Source organism: uncultured Nostoc sp. (assembly GCF_964247315.1).
Taxonomy (GTDB): Bacteria; Cyanobacteriota; Cyanobacteriia; order Cyanobacteriales; family Nostocaceae; genus Nostoc.
The window spans coordinates 1-21,621 of sequence record NZ_CAXTTT010000022.1; the positions used below are offsets into that span (position 1 = coordinate 1).

A 21,621-nucleotide genomic window follows, 5' to 3' on the forward strand; every position below is an offset into this window, starting at 1 on the left:
TCTTGCGGCATTTGAAATGGTGAGGCAGTCCGGTCTTGGGGGTTCCCCCCATGAGGAACTGCCGAACCCGAAGGGGTATGTTTATTTCCGCGCCCGCCGTACTAGGATGTTTGCCATGTTAAGGTTGTACCATTTTGGAATTTTGAATTGATGAAAGTGATATATATCAACCAAGATCCAACACATCTGGTCAAAGTTCCAGATGTGTGTGCTGCTTTGAGAAGAAAATACCACGAGATAGAGAACCCATGCAGAATCTGATCGAGCTGGATTTCGTGGATTTAGCTATTGGTGTGGGATTGATGGCGATCGCCATTGGTTTATCTGCCTGGGAAAAATTAGGATTAGAGTTGAACCTAGCCCTTGCTACTGGGAGAACCATCTTACAACTTCTTGTATTGGGATACATTTTAGATTTCATCTTGGCTTTAGACAATGCTTGGGCAGTTTTGGCGCTATTAGCAATAATGCTGACAATTACGGCGATTGTCGCACGAAATCGCATCAGCCAAAAAATTCCTCATCTTTTGCCTTTGGTGTGGGGTGCAATTTTAATTAGTACCGCCGTCACAGTGTTTTACATCAACTTCTTGATCGTTCAACCAGAAAGATGGTACGAACCACAGTATATAATCCCTCTAGCAGGGATAGTCTTAGGTAATGCTACCAATGCAGCTGCGATCGCAGGCGATCGCCTTGTCAGCACCATTAATTCCAGCCATCTCGAAATAGAAACCCATTTAAGCTTAGGTGCAACTCCAGAGCAAGCAGTTAGCCAGTATCGCAAAGACGCCATCAAAGCCGGATTGATTCCTACTCTCAATCAAATGATACTCATAGGTATGGTCGCAATACCAGGAATTACTACCGGACAGTTATTAGCTGGTGTCAAACCTCTAGATGCTGTCTCCTACGAAATTTTGATTATGTTTATGGTTGCTTTTGCTAACTTGTTGACAACAGTTTTAATCACGAAGGGGTTGTGTCGTCAATTTTTTAATTCTACCGCGCAGTTGGTGAGGTAAAGGGATTCATCTACATCCAAAATAAGTATTTCATTTCCTTGTAGGGGTGCACAGCTAGCTATGCGCCCCTACAAAGTATCCACGCAATTTAAACTTGAGGACTTTTTGGAAACGCATCTATCCTATGGAGTATTTTATACAAAGCATAAATAAATATTTATATGGTTATTTAAAAATAATGTAATTTCAGTATTCAAACTCAATGCTGTAAAGCTGAAAACTCAACCCATTGCCATCTATCAGAGGTAACAGAATCAAAAAAAGAATGTCATGATTATCAGATGTACCTTTGAGTACTGAAGTCAAGCAGCTGAAATATTTATTAATATTAATAGTAGAAGGTGTAAATTCAGCGTCAGGAGTCAGAAAAAATTCCCAATGGCAGGTATTTCACATCAATCACCAGATTCTTCACCAACCGAACAGAAGATTATGAAAGATCAAAAACGATCGGACTCTAAAGAATTCGTCGGAAATCTCAAGAATGGGATTTGGCTATTTGGCCTGTCATCCTGGGTATTTGGCATTACCGATCGCAGTATTGCTTCATTTGCAGATGGCTATCTATCTGCTTTGGATTTGACGCAACTATTTACAGCGGCTACGTTCTTTGTGGCGTGGCTATTTTTGAAACCGGCATCCAGAGTTTAAGTTAAGCAACTAGTTGAGTATTTAGTCATTGTTTAGGCTAGTCCGATCGAGATATAGAAAGTTATCTATTTGATCGCTATAAGAGGTGTGCCACAGAATGCATAGATTTTTTTGCATTGATTGCAATCAAGGTAATTCGTAAAATCTCCGAATTACCCTAATTTTTAGTTTTCACAAGAGAGAATCAGGATCTACACCAAGTTCGCGTAACCTTTGTGCCAATATTTGGGCGCGTTCTTCCGGCGTTTGTAAACGTCGTTCTTGCTCGTTATACCAGTAAAGCCACTCTCGCGTGATACCGTGATATATTCCTCGTTCTATGCCAATTCCCAAACCTACCTCTGGTAGCCAAACAGGATTTCCTGAGAGCAATTGATACTCGTTATTGACTAATTTATAGACCTCTAAGTGTTGCTTGCGGCGGCGAGTAGGATTATAAACGACATAGTACAAGACTTTCAGCTTTGCGTACTCGTTTTTCTTAGTAGTGTATTCTCCGCGATCAGTCTGAGATACTACTTCCAGTACCAATATAGGAACTTTTTCTTCTTCCCAAATTGCATAACTTAAACGGAGGTTTTCATCAAAGTTATAGCTGCTTTGATTTTGGTGTATCTAAAAAAATTTTTCTAATTTTCCGGAATTGATTATGCTCAGGTGGTAGTCTTTATCAGATTAGCGATTTATACTGAAACTCTATAACGAACCTCCGGGGATATAACCCCATTACGGATTAAAAGCCCGGTCTTCATGGCCGGGCTTTTGCCAAGAAATTAAAAAAATCGGGGTAACTCTGGAAAATTTCAGAATTACCCCAAATTTTAAAAGTTACGAGCTAAAAATTGTTTTTCACTCATCACTTCTGATTAAATTAGGCAAACGCAGCGGTTGTCACATCGTTATTCGAGAGAATTTCTTGCAACTCTTCAGCGTCTACTGTTTCTTTATCAACCAGCATTTGCGCTAGCTGATCTAGGACGTGGCGGTTACGCACTAACACTTCTTTAGCGCGTGTATAGGCTACATCTACAAGTTTGCGGACTTCTTCATCAATGGCAGCAGCAGTTTCTTCAGAAAAATCACGCTCTGACATGATATCCCGTCCGAGGAACATGTTACCTTGTTGACGACCAAGAGCAACAGGGCCTAAGCGATCGCTCATCCCAAATCGGGTAATCATCTGACGCGCAACCCGGGCTACCTGTTGTAAGTCGTTAGAAGCACCAGTGGTAACTTCTTCTTCACCAAAGATTAATTCTTCAGCGAGCCGACCACCCAAAGCCACAGCCATCTGATTTTCCAGATAAGCGCGGCTGTACAAACCAGTGTCCATCCGGTCTTCGCTAGGGGTAAACCAAGTTAAACCACCTGCGCGACCACGAGGAATGATACTAATCTTCTGCACTGGGTCATAATCTGGCATCAAAGCACCAACTAAAGCGTGACCAGCTTCGTGATATGCCACCAAGGTTTTGCGCTTTTCGCTCATTACCCGGTCTTTCTTCTCTGGCCCAGCTAATACGCGATCGATCGCGTCGTTGATTTCATCCATTGAAATTTCAGTCAAATTCCGGCGTGCTGCCAGAATTGCGGCTTCATTCAACAGGTTGGATAAATCTGCGCCAGTAAATCCAGGGGTACGACGGGCGATTTTATCCAAGTCCACATCTTTCGCCAAGGTCTTGCCACGGGCGTGTACCTTGAGGATTTCGCTGCGTCCGGCATAGTCGGGACGGTCTACCACAACTTGACGGTCAAAACGACCAGGACGCAATAGGGCTGCATCTAGGACATCAGGACGGTTGGTAGCGGCAATAATGATGATGCCAGTGTTACCTTCAAAGCCGTCCATTTCTGTGAGCAACTGGTTGAGGGTTTGTTCCCGCTCATCGTTACCACCACCTAAACCTGCACCCCGTTGACGACCTACGGCGTCAATTTCATCGATGAAGACGATACAAGGAGCATTAGTTTTAGCTTGTTCAAATAAATCGCGGACGCGGGATGCACCCACACCTACGAACATTTCCACAAATTCCGAACCAGAGATCGAGAAGAAGGGCACACCAGCTTCACCAGCTACCGCACGAGCTAGGAGGGTTTTACCTGTACCAGGAGGGCCAACTAACAACACACCTTTAGGAATTTTTGCACCAACAGCAGTAAAGCGATCGGCGTTTTTCAAAAAGTCTACGACTTCATTTAATTCCAACTTGGCTTGGTCAATACCAGCGACATCGCCAAATGTCACCTGAGTTTGTGGTTCCATTTGCACTCTGGCTTTGGATTTGCCAAAGTTCATCGCTTGGCTACCTGGGCCACTTTGAGCGCGACGTAGCAAGAAGAATAAGCCAACCAAAAGCAATACAGGGAAAAATAAGCTGCTCAGTGCCTTAAACCAAAATCCTTCGTCGGTTTGGGGCAAAACAGAAATATCAACGCCTTTAGAAGTCAGAGTATTAATCAAGTCTGGATCGTTGACTAAGGTAACAATCCGTTTCGCTGGGTCATATTTGGGTGTAACCAGTGCTGTAGAGCGATCTGCACTCAAACTGACTTTTTCTACTCTGCCTTGCTGAACTTCTTGAATAAAGCGACTATATCGCCATGTCTCTCTGCTTTGGGGTTGTTTGTCAAAAAATGCTGTTCCCAGCGCAATGACGACAATAAACAGCAGCGCGTACAGCCCTGCATTTCTCCATCTTTTATTCACTAAGGTCTATCCTCCGGTATTTTTCGCACCATCGCCTAGCATCTGCGATCGCAAAGGTGATTATTAAGAATTATGTTAACTTATCTTAAGATATAACAAATTTGGCGTGGATGTCATGCTAAAAAAAGCTCCCTTATTAGCTGAAAACTATCATGGTAGGGATTACATTGTAGCGACCCTGAAGGCAGATGAACGGTATGAATGGGAATAATTTCTACCACACTATTAGTGTAGGCGATCGCTTCAAATCTCTGGACTAACTCGACGCTCCAAGTTTCTTCTAGCGCTGGCTGCTGGTGGTTTTGCAACCAGTTTACAAGTTGCGATCGCACAATTCCCGGCAAAATTCCGGCTCTCAACGGTGGCGTGTACCAACTGCGATCGCACCATCCCCAAAGGTTGCCTGTGCTGGTTTCTAGCCAATTTCCTTGAGTATCGACTAATATTGCTTCTTGAGCATCTAAGCTAGTTTTTGCCAACCAAGCACTCAAATAGTTTCCAGTTTTATGAGAGGGGAGGGAGCGATAAAATTCTGAACTGGCAACAGCGCACAAAATACCATTATTTTGTTTTTCTGTCAAATCTTGCGGTAAGAATCTGCCAGTTATCCACTCTCGTCCATCAGGAAAGAGAGTAATTCTGAGAACGGGAAAGTGTGGGAGAAGAATTTGAGCGCCTTGACGCAGACGCTTCCAATCGGGTTGCTGCCAACTAAAAGTTTGTAGTGAGGAAAGTAGGCGATCGCAATGTGCTTGCCAATTAGTTAAATTACTATCTAGGGAGTTCTCATAAACCCGCAATGTTGTAAAAACAGTTGCCCCATAAAGTAAACCCGGATCGTTAATGTTTAATTCTAGGGTTCGAGAGTGAATTAATTTGCCGTCATACCAAAAAATATTATTTGTCACAACCAAATTGCTTGTTGCTACAACTCCATTGAAAAATGATGACTTGTAATACTCATACGCTGCATGAGATAAAACCTGTGGGCTGCAAATCGCTGAACACCAGAATCCAGACTTAGGTGTTTCCAGTCATGATTTCTGGCATATTCAATTAGCCACTGAAATAACTCTTGGCCATAGCTATGCGATCGCTGCAACTCATCAACAACTAAATCATCAATGTATAAAAACTTTCCCGATGCTAAACAATTAGAAATGCGAAATCCAGCGATCGCAACAGCTTGCTTTTCTACTTCTAAAAATACAAGTTGATATCCTTCTTGCATTTGATATCGAACTTGTTCTACAAACTTAGTCTGCTCAAGGTGAGGGCGCAGCTGGGAAATCACAGAAAAACACCCTAATATTTGAAAGTCAGATTTTGCCAATTTTATTGACATAAATATTACTTTATACCAATTATCTAAAATAAGGCAACAGATATAAGCAGGGATTGCCTTGCTGTATCTAAATTTCTCAATTGCGAATTGCGTTACGTAGCGGGGCGTAGCCCATTGCGAATTGGTATTACTCAATATACGTGATAAATTTAAAAAAATTGGGTGAATATAATTCTCTACAAAACTTGCAACAACCCCTTATGAATAATAATTTAATCTTTAGGAGGAAATATAATTTTATGAGTACCTTCAGGAGTTGTAACTATTTTTCCTCCCAAAGCTTCGATTTCCTTAATTGCGCGTTTCTGAGTTCTCTCATCGGCATGATTATTTAAAACCATTGACCATGTAGAAATTTGAGCGTATTTACTGTTAGGATTTCGACTCAGAAATTCAGCAGTTTTTTGGGAAGTATTAGCTATAAGCTGACTCTCTGGATCTGAAAATTTACTTGCCCAGTTTGCCGCTGTTGCAAAAGACTGTTGGGCAGCTTGAGCGTTGCCTAAAAATAATAACTCATCAACTCCTTTAAAACGCCATATATAATATGATTTTTCGGGAACTGACGGAGATATTGATTTTAAGCCTTTCTCTGATAATGCGATCGCACGTTCTGGCATACCAGCATACAATGAAGTACTGATCGAAAGACTGCGATACGCTGCTAAAAATCGCGGGTCGCGTCCTAGAATAACTTCAAAATATTCTGGACTTAAACTGTAACCTGTTTTATCCCGAACTTCATCATCTCCAAAATATTGTAAAAAATTGAGATATACCAAATCTGCAATGAAGTTATCATAACCAAAACTAGGCATTTTTTGGAGAAAATTCAGGCGAAGATTTTCAGATTTTATTTCTTTTTCTAAAGTTTCTAAAGAGACAGATTGTTTTCTATTTATTAGTTTTTGCAATTGGGGGAATTGAATCAAGGCAACTCCTAAAATACACATACAAATTACAAAAGGTGTAGCAAAAGCTTGACGCGATAACAACATATTTTCCTTGTCTTTATCATTATAGTTATATTATTGTATACATAGTGGTATAAGAAAAGTCAGCCCTACTTGTGCGTCTACGCTTTGCTAAAGCAAATAAAAAACAGGTTGACTAAAATAAATTAATCTGTTATTAGTATTAAATTATACTTAACTGTTGTTTTTCTGAGATATACTTTATGTTTCTTTGTTTACAAGTAATATCTAATTTTTACAGATTGGAATGAAACGCCCAAAAACTAATTAATTAAATAAATCTTTCAGAATCAAAGCCACTTAAAACAGCGGAGAAACCTTACCTACCGCATTGGTAGACTCATTGCAAACCGTGGCTCCAAAATCTAGCATGGTATTATTCTTTTTCTAAAATAAATTTGACTTTAGGAAAGCCATAACTTTTTTTAGTAAAAATTTCTGAAATTATTAAGTTGTTTTGACTTTAATTACTTTTTTTGAGTAAAAGTCTTAAAAATTTTGACATAACCTAAAATCGTATCTTACTTTATACTAAATCTGTCTGTAATCTCTAAAAAGTCATGGTGAATAACACTTTTAACGAAATCACAGCAACTAATGGTCAAGCCATAGAAAATGGGGAAAGCAATAGTCAATCTAGCAAACCAAGTAGTGAATTTAAAATAAAAGTTAAGAAGCTGAATAGTAAAGGGGAAGGATTCAATATTGATGACATTATTGATGCTATTCAAACAGCAATAGTTGAAGTGATCGAGCTAGAAATTACCACTTGGGTTCCAGAATCATCTACTCAGTTAGAACAACCAAGAGAGCAGCAAACTGCTCAAAAAGGTAATCGAATGCACACTATAATCAATCTAATTGATGGTGATATAACTAACGAAGTTGGTAGTCAATTTGTTGGTAGTGGTCCATATACAGAACTTCGCGAATTTCATCTAACTCAAATCAAAGAAAGTCGAGAGATTATGCACAAAAATATAGAAAGTTTGCATAAGTTGTATGGATTTTTTATAGAAATTATGAAATCTCGTAAAACTTCACAACAATCGCTATCCCGTCCCCAGTAGTTGAGATTTATTAATTGATATTAACCCAAAAATACTTACAGGATATGAGCTTATCTCTACCTGTAGGTTAATTTGCTTTAGATAAATCAAGGAAATTATGACTATGCTTAACAAAATTCAAGAACAAGCTAAAGATTTACTAGAAAAAGTAGTCTCATCTATACATGAATTAGTTGATGATATTACAGCTTTAGAAATAAATACGATGGTTGTGGAGCAAATTACTGGTGCAAAGTTTAATGCTTGGCAAGCGTATGAAGAGATTTATTCAATAAATGACAAAGACTACTTTGATAGCAAAGGAATTCCAAATCCAGACGATTTAATAGAGCCAGAAAAAACTCAAGCTCAAGAGCTACGCAAGCGTTATATAAGTCTATTTGCACAACTTGAAAGGGAATATTTTTACATTCTCCTTGAACAAAGTACTGAGACTAGTGAGCCAGACTCCAGAATAATCCAATATCAGGAGCGTCTTAAATATCAGGTAGAACATAAAGCAAATATTGTTCCAACTGATGAGGTATACATAAAGTTAGCTCGACCAATATTGCCTGCTCCAACTCCTGTTGCAGATGGAGAAGAAAATAATCTAAAAAGTTTACAACACAGGTGGCAAGAGATTGAAAAACTTTTGAATAATGATAAATTTATTCGGACACTGCGGAAAATGTCTGAGCTTAAAGCAGCGCTTAATAGTGACAACATTACAACCATAGATATCGATATTATTTATGCTCAAACTGTTATGCAGTTAGATGGAGATATTATCAGTCGTTACCATACAAAGCTATTTCAATTATCTGAAGGTGATAGAGATTTAATCCTAAAAATACATAATGAAGGGGTAGTTACTGGAGAGAAGCAGTGGCGTGGAACACTAGATTTTCTGATTGGTATTGTACAAAATCTTGCAAAGTTATCCCGACAATGAACGCCGATAAAACACACACAGATAGTAAAGCTGATGTTCAACTATCTTTCTTTGTGCAAATACCTCAAGGTACTCCTATTAAACTTGAAATTAAAGTTGAGGCAGGACAGTATGCTTTTTATCTAAATAAGGCAGTTTTAAAACAAATTGAGGAAGCGCGAAAAATAGACTGCTCTGTGTACATCCCGCCAAAATTAATAGCTTATCTTTTATACTACAACTGCTTTAATGATAGTACCATACAATACCATAAATTAGTAGTTGCTCAAAAAAATTTTAAAATTTTAAAACTTTTTGACGATACTTTTATAGTAAGTTTTATCAGATTATTTTGGAGTAAATTATTACAAAATAAATTAAATTTACAGTATGTACTTACTTTTAATTTGTATTATAAAGAAGATACATCAGCTTTATATTTGTGGAAAGAAGAAGATATTGTTTTACAAAGTAATATCTTATTTTATGGCGACATAATTCACAAAGTAAGGAATAATTTTATCCAAAATCCTGAGTGTTTAAATATTGTTTATGTGCATTATTGGCTTATTGAAAAAATACTAAGCTATTTTCAGACTCAATTAAATCTATTAGCTTGGGAGCTAGCTTCGCTGTTACCTGCTGCTTTTTTCGCTTGGAAATTACATTTAGCACTTTCATTATCAATACTTGTTGGACTAGTAACATCTTTTGTATTTGCTACTATTCGCTATTGGCTTGTTAATCAACTTCCAAGATGGACTTCTATCAGTTCTCAATATCGAAATTGGCTGGCGTGGGGAATAACTTGTGTCAGTTCTAGTATTTTTCTTTTTACTCCCACTAATTTCTTATTTTTGCTGTTTTTGTCACTACTTGGGCCGCTATTACAAAGAGTTTTTAGTTTTGTAGTGGGGCAAATTAGTAAAGGCTTTATGCGTTGGTTACTAGCTTGAAAATTGAGTATGAGGCATTGAAAAAGATATTTTATTGTGAAAGACTGTTTAAAAAAAAGATTAGGGTAGCTGAGATATTAAAACAATGTACCTAAATTAAATCAGACTTTCTAATTACGTTTCAACAACTGCCAACACTGTTGAGCGATCGCTCAATTTGATTGAGTCTTTATCACTAATACCTGCACTCCTGAATCCGGTAGCCCTAATTCTTTCTTAGAACACAAACAAGCTTGCCAAGAATGAATAAGTTTAGCAATGGGAGTACTTCTTCGCTCAAACCTTATCAAAATAGCAGTGTTGATGTAAGAGGTCTATTTTACTAAGTATAAAATATATTTCAATATATTTAAATAACCTATAAATAGTATATATAGCATTTTCTGATTTATGTAAACAATTGTAACAATAACTAATAGTTCGCGTAAAACTCACAGCCTGAACCCGATATAAAACTATAGCTATGTTGGTGTTTCATATAGTTCAACCATGATTTACACACGTTCATACGGAGTCATCAAGTTAAAAATGCTTTTGATAGTTCAAACGCTCACTCTTTTCTGCAATATTACTGCTAGATAAAAGTAGCTCTGTCTTAATTGAGCAAAAACAGTTCTGTCATCCAAGTTATTTAACGAAATGAGATCAAAAAAATGGCAACACTCAGCATAGAACAACAAGAATTAGAAGAACTCCAAGAGGTGACAGCAAGCACATTCGATACTTCACAAGCAGAAGTAATTGAACCAGTATTTTCTACAAATGAGCAAACTCGATTAGCAAGACTAGAACAACTAGAAACAGGTACGTATGTTCCATCAAAAGATACGCTATTTACTCCTGTTAAAAACATCGGCTTCAATAGCACCGACTCTATCACAAGCGCGGATGGAGTCGGTGACAATGTTGGGAAAATAATAAGGAATGTAGATAAGGATGATAATCAAATAATAATAGGCACGCCCAATGCGGATACACTCTATGGTGCTAATGGGGATGACGTTATAACTAGTTTAGGTATCGATGATATAGTCTCAGGTCGCAATGGAGATGACCTCATTAGTGGAGGAAGTGGAAACGACTACCTCCTGGGTGATGCTGGGAAAGATATCATTTATGGGGACTATAGTGCCAGTGGAAATTCAGACTTGATTGCAAGTGGCAATGACACCATTTTTGGTGGTGATAGAAACGATAAACTCTATGGTCAAGGTCGTCAAGACAGAATCTATGGTGATTCTGGTGATGACTATATTGAAGGTGGGGCAGACAACGATCAAATTAATGGTGACGATGGCAACGACATACTTTACGGTGATGACATAGAGGGCAACCCCGGTGTAAGTGGTGACGATATAATCTCTGGTGACAATGGGAACGACAAAATTTATGGTGGCCGAGGTAATGACTTCCTCGAAGGTGATGATGGAAAAGATTTACTAGTTGGAGGGCAGGGTTACGACTCTCTTAATGGCGGTAACAGCAACGATATATTGATTGGTACTGATACAGACTTTTATGGTCAACTGCAACAAGGATTTGGCTTTGGCGAAAAAGATACCTTAATCGGTGGGAAAAATAACGACACATTTGTTCTGGGGCTTGAACAAGCAAATGCTAGGGATGTAAATGGTAATGATACTGTTGTTTCTGGCGTAGTTTTATACAATGATGGCAATATTAACGCCAGTGGTACTCAAGACTACGCTCTGATTAAAGATTTTGGTTTCATTAACGACCGTGTTATCCGTGGTGTAGATAAAATCCAGCTAGCAGGTTCAGCAAGTCAGTATTTACTGGATGCATCTCCTGTTAGCTCGATATCTGGTACGGGAATATTTTTTACCCCAAGTCAAGTTGTACCCGAACTCATTGGTATCGTTGAGGGAATTTCGCTCTCCAATCTAAGTCTTTCCGATAGCAATCAATTCATTTTTGTTTGATTAGAAATTTAGACTCAGGGTATTGAACCAAAATCTTATCTGAGCGTTACTGCACGCCTAAAGGATTCCAATTAAAAAATATCCAACTTGTAGGGTGCGTTATATCTCCAGCTAACGCACCATGACAGATTAGCTCGAAATTATGCGTTACTTGATTAATGCACCCTACAAATTCAGATTGGATGATTTATTTTTTGGTAGTCCTTTAATAGCAAAAAGCAGGAAAACTATCTTATTCCTATTTGCAACAAAAGGAACAAAAGCTTTATGACTTCAGATATCGTTATTCAGTTTGCTGAAATTCTCGAAAATCCGACAATCTTTCCCGATGAACAGGGAAAACTAAAAATTGTTGTTGAGAATCAAGGTGATACACAGTTTAACGGGCCTGTAAATCTCAAACTGTATGCATCAACTGATAAAGTTCTTGACATCAATTCTCTAAACACACTCGAACAATCAAGGGGTGCAAGCGATTTACTCAAGGGCAAAGATGAGCTTTTGGGCGGTTTGAACGATCAAAGGGTTAATTTAGCGCCTGGTCAATCTAAAACATTTACTGTGGATTTTGCTGGAACTGAGTTCCGTACTGCAAGTGTTGTCTCTCCAGGACTCTACTATTTGATTGGACAGGTAATACCAGGTAATAGCGTTACTGAAAGTAATACAGCCAACAATGTAGCCAGCCAGTTAATTACTGGAGGTGACGTTGTGATCCAATGGAATTCAATTCTCTTAAATGCCATACAAGCATCGGGAACAGCACCTCCAGTGGGGGCACGCAATCAGGCGATCGTTCAGGGGGCAGTTTATGATGCTGTCAACGCAATTGACCGGAGTTACAAGCCTTATTTAGTGAACATCAGCGCATCGGAAGCTACCGGGGCATCAAAAGAAGCTGCGGCAGTTGAAGCAGCCTACCGAACGCTGGTCAATTTGTTTCCAAAACAAAAAACTACATTCGATGAACAGCGGCAAAGGTCTCTTGCAACAATCCCGAATGGTACGGCTGAGAACAAGGGCATTGCGATCGGAAACAAGGTTGCCCAGCAAATACTGGATAACCGGAAAAATGATGGTTCAAGTACTGCACAAGGATCATACACGCCGGGAACTGGCTTTGGCGATTGGAAGCCAACTTTCAGCGATGGTGAAACAACAAATAATACTACCAATTTTGCACCAGCATTATTGCCCCAGTGGGGTCTAGTAACTCCCTTTGCTATAGACAGTGTTATGCTGTTCCGTCCAGATACTTTCCCTGAGTATGGTAGCCCTCGGTATACAAGAAATTTTAATCAGGTTAAGGCGCTTGGCGCTGAAAATAGCACTGTTCGCACCGCAGATCAGACGGAAATTGCCCAATTCTGGGCTTACGATCGCGGTGATACTTTCAGGCCACCAGGTCAGTTGAACGAACTCGCGCAAGAAGTAGCATTGGCTCAAAACAATACTCTGGAAGAAAATGCCCGTTTATTTGCACTGCTGAACATTGCCCAAGCTGATGCGGGTATTGTTGGGTGGGATGCCAAGTACGTGTATGAGCAATTGCGCCCGATTACTGCAATCCGCAATGCCGATCAAGATAATAATCCTGACACGATCGCCGATCCTAATTGGGAACCTCTGCTAGATACCCCACCATTCCCAGATTACATCTCAGGACATTCTGTATTCGGTGGTGCATCAGCCGAAATTCTGAAACTTTTCTACGGCACCGACGACATCAGTTTTGACATTCCTTCACAAGAATTACCTGGCGTTGCTCGCTATTACGGCAGCTTTTCACAGGCAGCCCAAGAGTCTGCCGATAGCCGGATTTATGGTGGCGTCCATATTGAAGCGGCCACTATAGACGGGGTGCAAGTAGGTAGGAATGTCGGCAACTTCGTGTTTAATAACTTTTTGACTCCGGTTTAGTTATATAGCAAGGGACTGGGGACTGGGGACTGGGTGAAAAGTCTTTTTGTGTCTATGTTTTATCATGACCCAATCTTCTTTAGAAGACTTTAGCTATCAGCCTCAAAATTCATTCTGAGGCTGTTGTTGGGACTGGTGCAAGTTCTGAGTTTTTCAATAATTGCCAACATTGGCCGGCGATCGCCCAATCTTCTTGAGTATGAATAACTAATATCCGTACTGAGGAATCGGGTGTAGCAATATTCTCATCCACAGGCTGCTGTTGATTTTTCTCAAGGTCTATTTTCAGTCCGATAAAACCAAAAGCTTCACAGGCGGCTTGGCGAATTTCCGCAGAGTGTTCACCCACACCGGCTGTAAACACTAAAGCATCTAATCCCCCCAAACTAGTCAGCATTGCGCCAATACCAGAACGCAAGCGATGCACGTAGATATCCCACGCCAGTTGAGCGCGGGAATTACCTTGAGCGATCGCTTCTCTCACTTCACGCATATCGCTAGATACACCCGAAATTCCCTTTAACCCAGAAGCTTTATTTAATAACTCATCCAACTTTTCGATAGAGTAATTGCAGTGCCGCAACAAATAAATCAGAATCCCCGGATCGACTGAACCAGAACGACTACCCATCATCAATCCTTCTACGGGCGTGAATCCCATAGTGGTATCAATACTGCAACCGTTTTTAATCGCTGCTAAAGAGCAACCATTACCCAGATGGCAGATAATTAACCGCTCAGATGCAACATCTCGACCGAGAATTTGGACAGCACGTTCAGAACAGTATTGATGACTAATACCATGAAACCCGTAGCGACGAATACCTTGCTCTACCCACTGATATGGGCCGGGATAGATTGCTGCTGCATCGGGTAAAGTACTATGAAATCCGGTATCAAAAACTGCTACTTGAGTGACATCTTTTAAGATTTGTCCAATTGCTTCTATGCCTTCCAAAGCAACTGGATTATGTTCTGGAGCCAGGTTAGATAGACCAGCGATCGCCTTTTTGACATCTTTTGTAATTACCACACTATCTCGATAATCCTCTCCACCATGTACTATCCGATGCCCCACCACATCGATTTCTGACAAGCGATCGATTACCTTGATAGCATCACGATCGAGTGTATTGAGCATATAGGTGAGGTGCGCCTGTGGAGAATCACCAGAAATTGATTTTTGCAGCGTTCCACCCGTAGCAGTTTTCACCTCAATTTCTGCTACACCCCGATCTTGAGTCCAGTTGATTTTCCCTTCCCAAAGGGGTTGGGGTGCTTGGGTAGGCAGAGTTTTATCTGCAATTTCATACAGACAACTCTTTTGGCTGCTCGATCCGGCATTCAGTACCAATATTTTCATAGTGACAACAAAAAAAGGCGATCTCCTTTAATCGTGTCACTAATTCTAGCTTCATGCTTAGTACAGTTTTGCGTAAAAGCGTAGCGTTTTTAATGCAGAGGAACGCATTAACATTGCCCTCATCCCCTAACCCCTTCTCCCAACTTGGGAGAAGGGGAACTAGAGAATTTGCTCCCCTCTCCCAAAATTGGGAGAGGGGTTGGGGGTGAGGGTCAAACCTGGAAAGTTCGCCAAATCTAGCTTATACGTTAAGTTGACACCTATGATTAACAATGCAAGCCAACGCATTCACAATGCAGGCTATTGCTTTTCTTTAATTCGCTATGAATTAATCAAATGCTGTACTTAGTTTTTTCAAAGAGGGATAAGGGTTTTAAGAGTATGCAAGAAAGGAAACCCCCTACTGAAATCGTTATACTAACTGTGGGAGGCTGTTTTTCTATCCAGCCAGATTCCATAATTGTGTTTTTTTATAGCTTGCTGCACTATGTCCTTCTTCAAAACCCCGCTAATTGGTTTAAAAGCTGACTCATTTCGTCATCCATTAGACCTGGAAGCTACCAGAGCGCTCAAGCAGATACCAGGCATAGATATGTTAGTGCGAAATTGGCTCGGCCCAATGGCAGAGCAGGTTTTCTATGTGGAAAATATTGCCTCCAGCATTCTGGTGGGTGAAAAGCAACTACCCGATTTATACAAGCTGTTGTTAGACGCCTGTAAAACCCTGGATATAGATCCTCCCCAGTTGTATGTCCGGCAACATCCGGCTCCCAATGCCTATACTTTTGCTGTGCGGGGTAAGCAGCCTTTTGTGGTGCTACACACTTCCCTGATTGATATCCTTACACCAGAGGAAATACAAGCAGTAATCGCCCACGAGTTGGGACATCTCAAGTGCGACCATAGCGTTTACTTGACACCTGTAAATTTACTAATATTAGCTGCGGCGATTGTGCCCAATGTCGGAACCTTCGTTGCTCAAGCCATACAGGCGCAACTTTTGGAATGGGTACGTTGTGCTGAGTTTACCTGCGATCGCGCCGCATTACTAGCAACCCAAGACCCGAAAGTTGTCATGTCCGTGTTGATGAAGTTGGCAGGTGGTTCTCCCACGTTAGCGCCCCAACTGAATCTCGATGCCTTTGTTGCTCAAGCCCGCGCTTACGATGACATCAGCAAGACAGAACTGGGTGAAATGGTCAAAGCTGCCCGTACAGCTCAATTAACCCATCCAGTACCAGTACTACGGGCGCGAGAAATTGACCGTTGGGCAAGCAGCACAGAATATCAAACTCTGTTGCAAAGTCACGGACTGAAATCTACTAATAATGAAGTTGCAACCAAAGGTGGATGGCGCAATTGGTAGAGCTTCTATTTACAAGTGTTTTTTCGCTACATAAGCACAAAATTGTTAATAGATCGTAAGAAGCGATCGCTAAAGTGCGATCGCTTCTTGCTGTCGAAAAACGCAAACTCTAATTACACTACATATCCCTTTTGTCAACTAGAAGCTTTTAAAGCTGCTTCTGCTTGCGAGTGCAATAACAAACCGTATTCCAAGCCCTCCACCACGGCTTGATAGGAAGCTGCCAAAATATTCGTGGAAACCCCTACTGTCGTCCAGCGTTGACGACCATTGCCTGATTCTACCAACACACGGGTTTTCGCCGCAGTGCCCGTATGTCCATTGAGAATACGCACTTTGTAATCTGTCAAATCAAAAGTTGCAATTTGGGGATAAAAGTTCACCAAAGCCTTGCGTAAAGCTGCATCCAAAGCTGCTACAGGCCCGTTACCTTCCGCCGCCTCCAAAATATTTTTCCCGTCAACAGCGACTTTGACTGTAGCTAAGGCATTGCTAGTTTCTTTCTCTTCAATCAAGTCGCAGTGGACTTGAAAACCTTTGACTTCAAAAAACTTTCGGCGATCTCCCAAAGCTTCGTGCATCAACAGTACAAAACTGGCTTCTGCGGCTTCAAATTGAAATCCTTCGCTTTCCAAATCTTTGAGGCGCTGGAGAATTTCTCTAGCCTCTGCCTTTTGTTGATCCAATTCAATCCCAAAACTGCGGGCTTTGGCTAAAACATTGCTCAGTCCAGCCTGTTCCGAAATCACGATGCGGCGACGATTCCCGACTTGTTCCGGCTGAATGTGTTCGTAAGTCAGAGGATTACGTTCCACTGCTGATACATGAATACCGCCCTTGTGAGCAAAAGCCGAACGTCCCACAAAGGGCGCGTGTTCATCTGGCGCAAGGTTGACAACCTCACTCACAAAACGACTAGCTTCTGTAAGTTGTGTGAGCTGGTCTTCTGTGATACAACTGTAACCCGCCTTCAGTTGTAAATTGGGAATTAACGAACAGAGGTTAGCATTACCACAACGTTCACCGTAACCATTTATTGTGCCCTGTACCATCTTTGCCCCTGCCATCACGGCGGCTATTGCGTTAGCAACCGCCATTTCCGAATCGTTATGAGTATGAATTCCAATTTGGGGCATTGTCCTTTGTCCTACCCTGCGGAAAGCCGCTGGCGCGTCTATGTCCTTGGTCATTAATTCTTGACGAATGACGCCAGTTGCTTCAACGGAGGGAACCTCCGCAACGCACTGGCTCACTAATGACAAATGACTAATGACATCTTGAACAATTTGGCTAATTTCGTGGGGTAAAGTGCCACCATTGGTATCACAAAGGACTAGCCATTCCGCACCAGATGCGATCGCAGCCTCTAATGTCTGTAAAGCATAATCTTGATTGTGCTTATAGCCATCAAACCAATGTTCGGCATCGTAGATAATCCGACGACCTTGAGAACGGAGGTACTCAATTGTGTCGCGAATCATCGCCAAATTTTCTTCTAATGTCGTCTTGAGTCCTGTTGTCACGTGTAAATCCCAAGACTTGCCAAAAATTGTTACCCAGCGAGTTCCCGCAGCCAAAATATCCTGTAGCATCGGTTCAGTGGCGGCAGTGGAGTTGGGGCGGCGAGTTGAACAAAAAGCAACAATTTCAGCCTGTTTAAGCGGATCTTCTTGAAGTTGCCAGAAAAATTGTACATCCTTGGGATTGGCACCAGGCCAACCACCTTCAATGAAGGGAATTCCCAGTTGATCGAGTCTACGGGCAATGCGTAACTTATCTTCTATCGATACAGATAGCCCCTCGCGCTGAGTGCCATCCCGTAATGTAGTGTCATAGAGCCAAAGTTGAGGTGAAAAATTTGTGGTCATAAAACTGGGACCGACGAGACAACTTTCGAGGCAATGTGTCAATATACAACAAAAAGCCAGTTTGGCAATTTAAAAATGCCTAAGGTACTAGCTGAAGGTAAAACAATTGATTGCGAGCATGGAAGCAATCTCCGCAAGATTTTGCTGCAAAATACTATTGCTCTCTACAATGACGGTGCTAAGGTGATAAACTGTCGGGGCATTGGCAGTTGCGGAACCTGTACGGTTAAGGTAGAGGGCAAAGTATCAGCAGCGAATTGGCGCGATCAAGCACGGCGTTCGCTTCCTCCCCATTCTCCTACAACAGACTTACGTTTAGCTTGTCAAACTCAAGTTTTAGGCGATGTGAAAGTGACAAAGTTTGATGGATTTTGGGGGCAAGGTTCTCGAATAGTGTGGACACCAAAAGGTTAAAAAGGAGTTAAGACAAGATGGGTAGATGGACACCCTTAATTTTAATGGCTGGAGGTTTAGCCATTCTGCTTGGTACATTACTAGGCATCAATTTTCCGATGGGCGTACAAACTGCTAACGCTCCCAGTGATAAGAAATCAGAAGTCCTGCCAGCTAATATCAATGTTAATGGCAGTAGTGGCAGCAATAATGAAGAACCTGCAACAGAAGGAAATCAAACAACTCAAACAAACGAAAATAGACGCGGTATTGTAGCCCCAAGACCTGACAACAGGAGTAACGTTGCCCAAAATTCTGGCGATGACTCAACTGACAGTACAACAGACGGCAATACAGATTCTTCACAAACAAGCACACCATCTAGCGATACAAATCAAAGTAACGAACCAATTCGCGCCTTGTGGTAACGAGCAGATCCGTCTTCAGACCCGTCTTTAGTTACAAGTTATAAGTTATAAGTTATGAGTTATGAGTTATGAGTTATTAGTTATGTACTAATGATAAATGGCTAATGACAGATGACTAATGACTAATGACTAATGATTAGTGAGACTGTGATTATTGGTGGCGGCGTTATTGGTTTAGCGATCGCCATTGAACTAAAATTGCGCGGGACAAACGTCACCGTGCTTTGTCGTGACTTTCAGGCTGCCGCTACCCATGCCGCCGCCGGGATGTTGGCACCAGATGCGGAAAATATCGCTAATGAGGCAATGCGTTCCTTGTGCTGGCGATCGCGTGCCTTATATCCTGATTGGACGCGCAAATTAGAAGAACTGACCGGCTTAAATACTGGCTACCGTGCTTGTGGTATCCTCGCACCCCTCTTTGAAGAGGCAGGGGGGCAGGGGGGCAGAGGAGCAGGGGGAGCAGAGGAGCAGAGGAGCAGAGGGGAAAGTCTTTCCTCCTCATCTTCCTCATCCCCGGCTTACTGGTTAAACAAAGAGGCAATTCATCAATATCAGCCAGGATTGGGAGCAGAGGTAGTTGGTGGCTGGTGGTATCCTGAAGACGCACAAGTTGATAATAAAGCTCTAGCTCACGTATTGCGAACGGTAGCTGAGTCTGTTGGTGTTGAACTTAAAGACGGTATTATAGTAGAAGCATTTTTACAGCAGCAAGGACAAGTAGTTGGCGTGCAAACCAATGCGGGAATAATTCGCGCCGCTCACTATATTTTAGCTTCAGGTGCTTGGTCAAACGAGTTGTTACCCCTACCTGTGCTACCCAGAAAAGGACAAATGCTGAGTGTGCGGATACCAGAAGTTTCGCCGGAATTGCCCTTGAAGCGGGTTTTGTTCGGACAGAATATTTACATCGTACCAAGACGCGATCGCCTGGTTATTGGCGCAACAAGTGAAGACGTTGGCTTTGTCCCCAACAACACCCCAGAAGGTATTCAAAAATTACTACAAGCTGCTATCCGGTTGTATCCCCAATTAAAGCATTATCCCATCCAGGAATTTTGGTGGGGATTTCGTCCAACTACCCCTGATGAATTGCCCATCCTGGGCACTAGCCACTGTCAGAATTTAACTTTTGCTACGGGTCATTACCGCAACGGAATTCTACTTGCGCCCGTAACCGCCGCATTGATTGCCGATTTAATCTTAGAACAAAAGTCTGACCCCCTACTTGCTGATTTTCACTATTCCCGCTTCCAATCCAAGTCATCTACCTCCACCCCCATGCTGACTCACTCTGCCAATTTCTCTAACGGGCATAATATCACCCCACTTTCCACAGACGCGATTAATCACGTCTCTACCGATTCCCCATTGATTATCGCTGGCAAAACCTTCCAATCCCGCTTGATGACGGGAACTGGTAAGTATCGCAGCATTGAGGAAATGCAGCAAAGCGTCGCCGCCAGCGATTGTCAGATTGTCACCGTAGCAGTACGACGGGTACAAACCAAAGCTCCTGGACATGAAGGTTTAGCTGAAGCCTTGGATTGGACGAAAATCTGGATGTTACCCAATACCGCAGGTTGTCAAACTGCTGAAGAGGCAATTCGGGTAGCGCGTTTAGGGCGAGAAATGGCGAAATTGTTAGGGCAGGAAGATAATAACTTTGTTAAGTTAGAAGTAATACCCGACCTTAAGTATTTACTCCCAGACCCGATTGGGACGCTGCAAGCAGCAGAACAACTAGTTAAAGAAGGCTTTGCAGTATTACCCTACATCAACGCTGACCCCATGTTAGCCAAGCGCTTAGAAGAGGTAGGCTGTGCTACAGTCATGCCTTTGGCATCGCCAATTGGTTCTGGACAAGGGCTGAAAACAACTGCCAATATCCAAATTATCATCGAAAATGCAGGTGTGCCAGTGGTGGTAGATGCTGGTATTGGTTCACCCTCAGAAGCCGCTCAGGCAATGGAATTGGGAGCAGATGCCTTATTGATTAATAGTGCGATCGCTCTTTCTCCAAACCCAGCAGCAATGGCTCGTGCCATGAACTTGGCAGCAGTCGCCGGTCGTCTAGCATACCTTGCTGGCAGAATGCCTATTAAAGATTACGCCAGTCCTAGTTCACCTCTAACTGGGACGATTACTAGTTAGAGAATAGGGAATAGGGCATAGGGCATGGAAAATAAACAGACAAGTCAGACAAGAGGAATAACCCAATGCCCAATGCCCAATGTAACGATTTATCTAGCAGTTTAAGACCAGATTTAGCATTTATGTAACATTAAATTAACGATAAAGATAAAGGAATTCATTCATGCCCTATACCAATGAAGAAGGCGGTCTTCTGAATAATTTTGCCCGGGAACCAAAGGTTTATCAAGCAGAACCTCTCACGGAAGGGCAAAAGCGAACTTATATCCTACTAGGAATTGCCGCTACAGCTTTGGTTGCCGGCTTGATTCTAGTCGCCTTCTTTGTTTCTAAGAGCAGTTGATCGTAAAACATTTTAAGAAAACTTCATCTTCTTTATAGTTTTTCAGGTTCCGATTTTAAGAGGGGCCTGCTTTTTTATTTTTTGTTAAAATTGAACTGGGAATGAAAGTATATAATTATACTTTATTGTTCCTACTATAATTGAAGGCTCAATATATTCTGAGCAGCACAACATCTACTTATTAAAAATCATTTTT

18 protein-coding genes and 1 pseudogene are annotated in these 21,621 nt (G+C 41.6%); 12 read left to right on the forward strand and 7 right to left on the reverse strand.

What is annotated here, in order from left to right; genetic code table 11:
• Positions 1-248: 248 nt before the first annotated feature.
• Positions 249-1,025 (forward strand): ABC transporter permease, encoded by a 777-nt coding sequence (locus ACFE93_RS08950; RefSeq protein ID WP_375472973.1) that lies wholly within the window; start codon positions 249-251, stop codon positions 1,023-1,025.
• Positions 1,026-1,457: 432 nt separating this feature from the next.
• The gene (locus ACFE93_RS08955; RefSeq protein WP_375473019.1) at positions 1,458-1,676 is read left to right on the forward strand and encodes a hypothetical protein; all 219 of its coding nucleotides are present in this window, start codon (positions 1,458-1,460) and stop codon (positions 1,674-1,676) included.
• Between the two features lie 171 nt (positions 1,677-1,847).
• Here ACFE93_RS08955 and ACFE93_RS08960 read toward each other — a convergent pair.
• The 5 genes and pseudogenes from ACFE93_RS08960 to ACFE93_RS08980 form a co-directional block, all read right to left on the reverse strand.
• A pseudogene (locus ACFE93_RS08960) lies at positions 1,848-2,264 on the reverse strand (Uma2 family endonuclease); the annotation flags it as partial.
• A gap of 283 nt (positions 2,265-2,547) precedes the next feature.
• Positions 2,548-4,389, reverse strand: a complete 1,842-nt coding sequence (gene ftsH3 / locus ACFE93_RS08965; protein WP_104907870.1) for an ATP-dependent zinc metalloprotease FtsH3 — start codon at positions 4,387-4,389, stop codon at positions 2,548-2,550.
• 113 nt (positions 4,390-4,502) lie between these two features.
• Positions 4,503-5,297: an aminotransferase class IV gene (locus ACFE93_RS08970; RefSeq protein WP_375472974.1), complete on the reverse strand. Its 795-nt coding sequence runs from the start codon at positions 5,295-5,297 to the stop codon at positions 4,503-4,505.
• 17 nt (positions 5,298-5,314) lie between these two features.
• A complete protein-coding gene (locus tag ACFE93_RS08975; protein WP_375472975.1) occupies positions 5,315-5,734 on the reverse strand; it encodes a GNAT family N-acetyltransferase in 420 nt (139 codons plus the stop codon).
• A gap of 212 nt (positions 5,735-5,946) precedes the next feature.
• Complete coding sequence (locus tag ACFE93_RS08980; RefSeq protein ID WP_375472976.1) at positions 5,947-6,732, reverse strand: hypothetical protein; 786 nt, start codon at positions 6,730-6,732, stop codon at positions 5,947-5,949.
• 536 nt (positions 6,733-7,268) lie between these two features.
• On the opposite strand from ACFE93_RS08980, the gene ACFE93_RS08985 reads away from it, so the two are divergent.
• From ACFE93_RS08985 to ACFE93_RS09005, 5 genes are all read left to right on the forward strand, one after another.
• The gene (locus ACFE93_RS08985) at positions 7,269-7,778 is read left to right on the forward strand and encodes a hypothetical protein (RefSeq protein ID WP_375472977.1); all 510 of its coding nucleotides are present in this window, start codon (positions 7,269-7,271) and stop codon (positions 7,776-7,778) included.
• A 103-nt stretch (positions 7,779-7,881) separates the two neighbouring features.
• Entirely contained in the window at positions 7,882-8,712 is an 831-nt protein-coding gene (locus ACFE93_RS08990) for a hypothetical protein (protein ID WP_375472978.1), read from the forward strand.
• Positions 8,709-9,647, forward strand: a complete 939-nt coding sequence (locus tag ACFE93_RS08995; RefSeq protein WP_375472979.1) for a hypothetical protein — start codon at positions 8,709-8,711, stop codon at positions 9,645-9,647. Before ACFE93_RS08990 ends, ACFE93_RS08995 begins: the two co-directional genes overlap by 4 nt.
• 653 nt (positions 9,648-10,300) lie before the next feature.
• The gene (locus ACFE93_RS09000) at positions 10,301-11,590 is read left to right on the forward strand and encodes a calcium-binding protein (RefSeq protein WP_375472980.1); all 1,290 of its coding nucleotides are present in this window, start codon (positions 10,301-10,303) and stop codon (positions 11,588-11,590) included.
• Positions 11,591-11,857: 267 nt separating this feature from the next.
• Entirely contained in the window at positions 11,858-13,510 is a 1,653-nt protein-coding gene (locus ACFE93_RS09005) for a DUF6851 domain-containing protein (protein ID WP_375472981.1), read from the forward strand.
• A 109-nt stretch (positions 13,511-13,619) separates the two neighbouring features.
• On the opposite strand, the gene ACFE93_RS09010 is transcribed toward ACFE93_RS09005, so the two are convergent.
• Positions 13,620-14,873 (reverse strand): acetate kinase, encoded by a 1,254-nt coding sequence (locus ACFE93_RS09010; RefSeq protein WP_375472982.1) that lies wholly within the window; start codon positions 14,871-14,873, stop codon positions 13,620-13,622.
• Between the two features lie 487 nt (positions 14,874-15,360).
• On the opposite strand from ACFE93_RS09010, the gene ACFE93_RS09015 reads away from it, so the two are divergent.
• Positions 15,361-16,239, forward strand: coding sequence for a M48 family metallopeptidase (locus ACFE93_RS09015; RefSeq protein ID WP_375472983.1), 879 nt, complete (start codon positions 15,361-15,363; stop codon positions 16,237-16,239).
• A gap of 134 nt (positions 16,240-16,373) precedes the next feature.
• Here the strand turns inward: ACFE93_RS09015 and cimA are convergent, their stop codons facing one another.
• The gene (gene cimA, locus ACFE93_RS09020; protein ID WP_375472984.1) at positions 16,374-18,107 is read right to left on the reverse strand and encodes a citramalate synthase; all 1,734 of its coding nucleotides are present in this window, start codon (positions 18,105-18,107) and stop codon (positions 16,374-16,376) included.
• Between the two features lie 75 nt (positions 18,108-18,182).
• Here cimA and ACFE93_RS09025 point away from each other — a divergent pair, with 75 nt between their 5' ends.
• The 4 genes from ACFE93_RS09025 to psb34 all read left to right on the forward strand — a co-directional run bounded on the left by ACFE93_RS09025 (position 18,183) and on the right by psb34 (position 21,425).
• Positions 18,183-18,521: a 2Fe-2S iron-sulfur cluster-binding protein gene (locus ACFE93_RS09025; RefSeq protein ID WP_375472985.1), complete on the forward strand. Its 339-nt coding sequence runs from the start codon at positions 18,183-18,185 to the stop codon at positions 18,519-18,521.
• 17 nt (positions 18,522-18,538) lie between these two features.
• Entirely contained in the window at positions 18,539-18,928 is a 390-nt protein-coding gene (locus ACFE93_RS09030; protein ID WP_375472986.1) for a hypothetical protein, read from the forward strand.
• 132 nt (positions 18,929-19,060) lie between these two features.
• Positions 19,061-21,082 (forward strand): glycine oxidase ThiO, encoded by a 2,022-nt coding sequence (gene thiO / locus ACFE93_RS09035; protein WP_375472987.1) that lies wholly within the window; start codon positions 19,061-19,063, stop codon positions 21,080-21,082.
• Between the two features lie 163 nt (positions 21,083-21,245).
• Entirely contained in the window at positions 21,246-21,425 is a 180-nt protein-coding gene (psb34, locus tag ACFE93_RS09040; RefSeq protein WP_292858262.1) for a photosystem II assembly protein Psb34, read from the forward strand.
• The last annotated feature ends 196 nt before the right edge of the window (positions 21,426-21,621 follow it).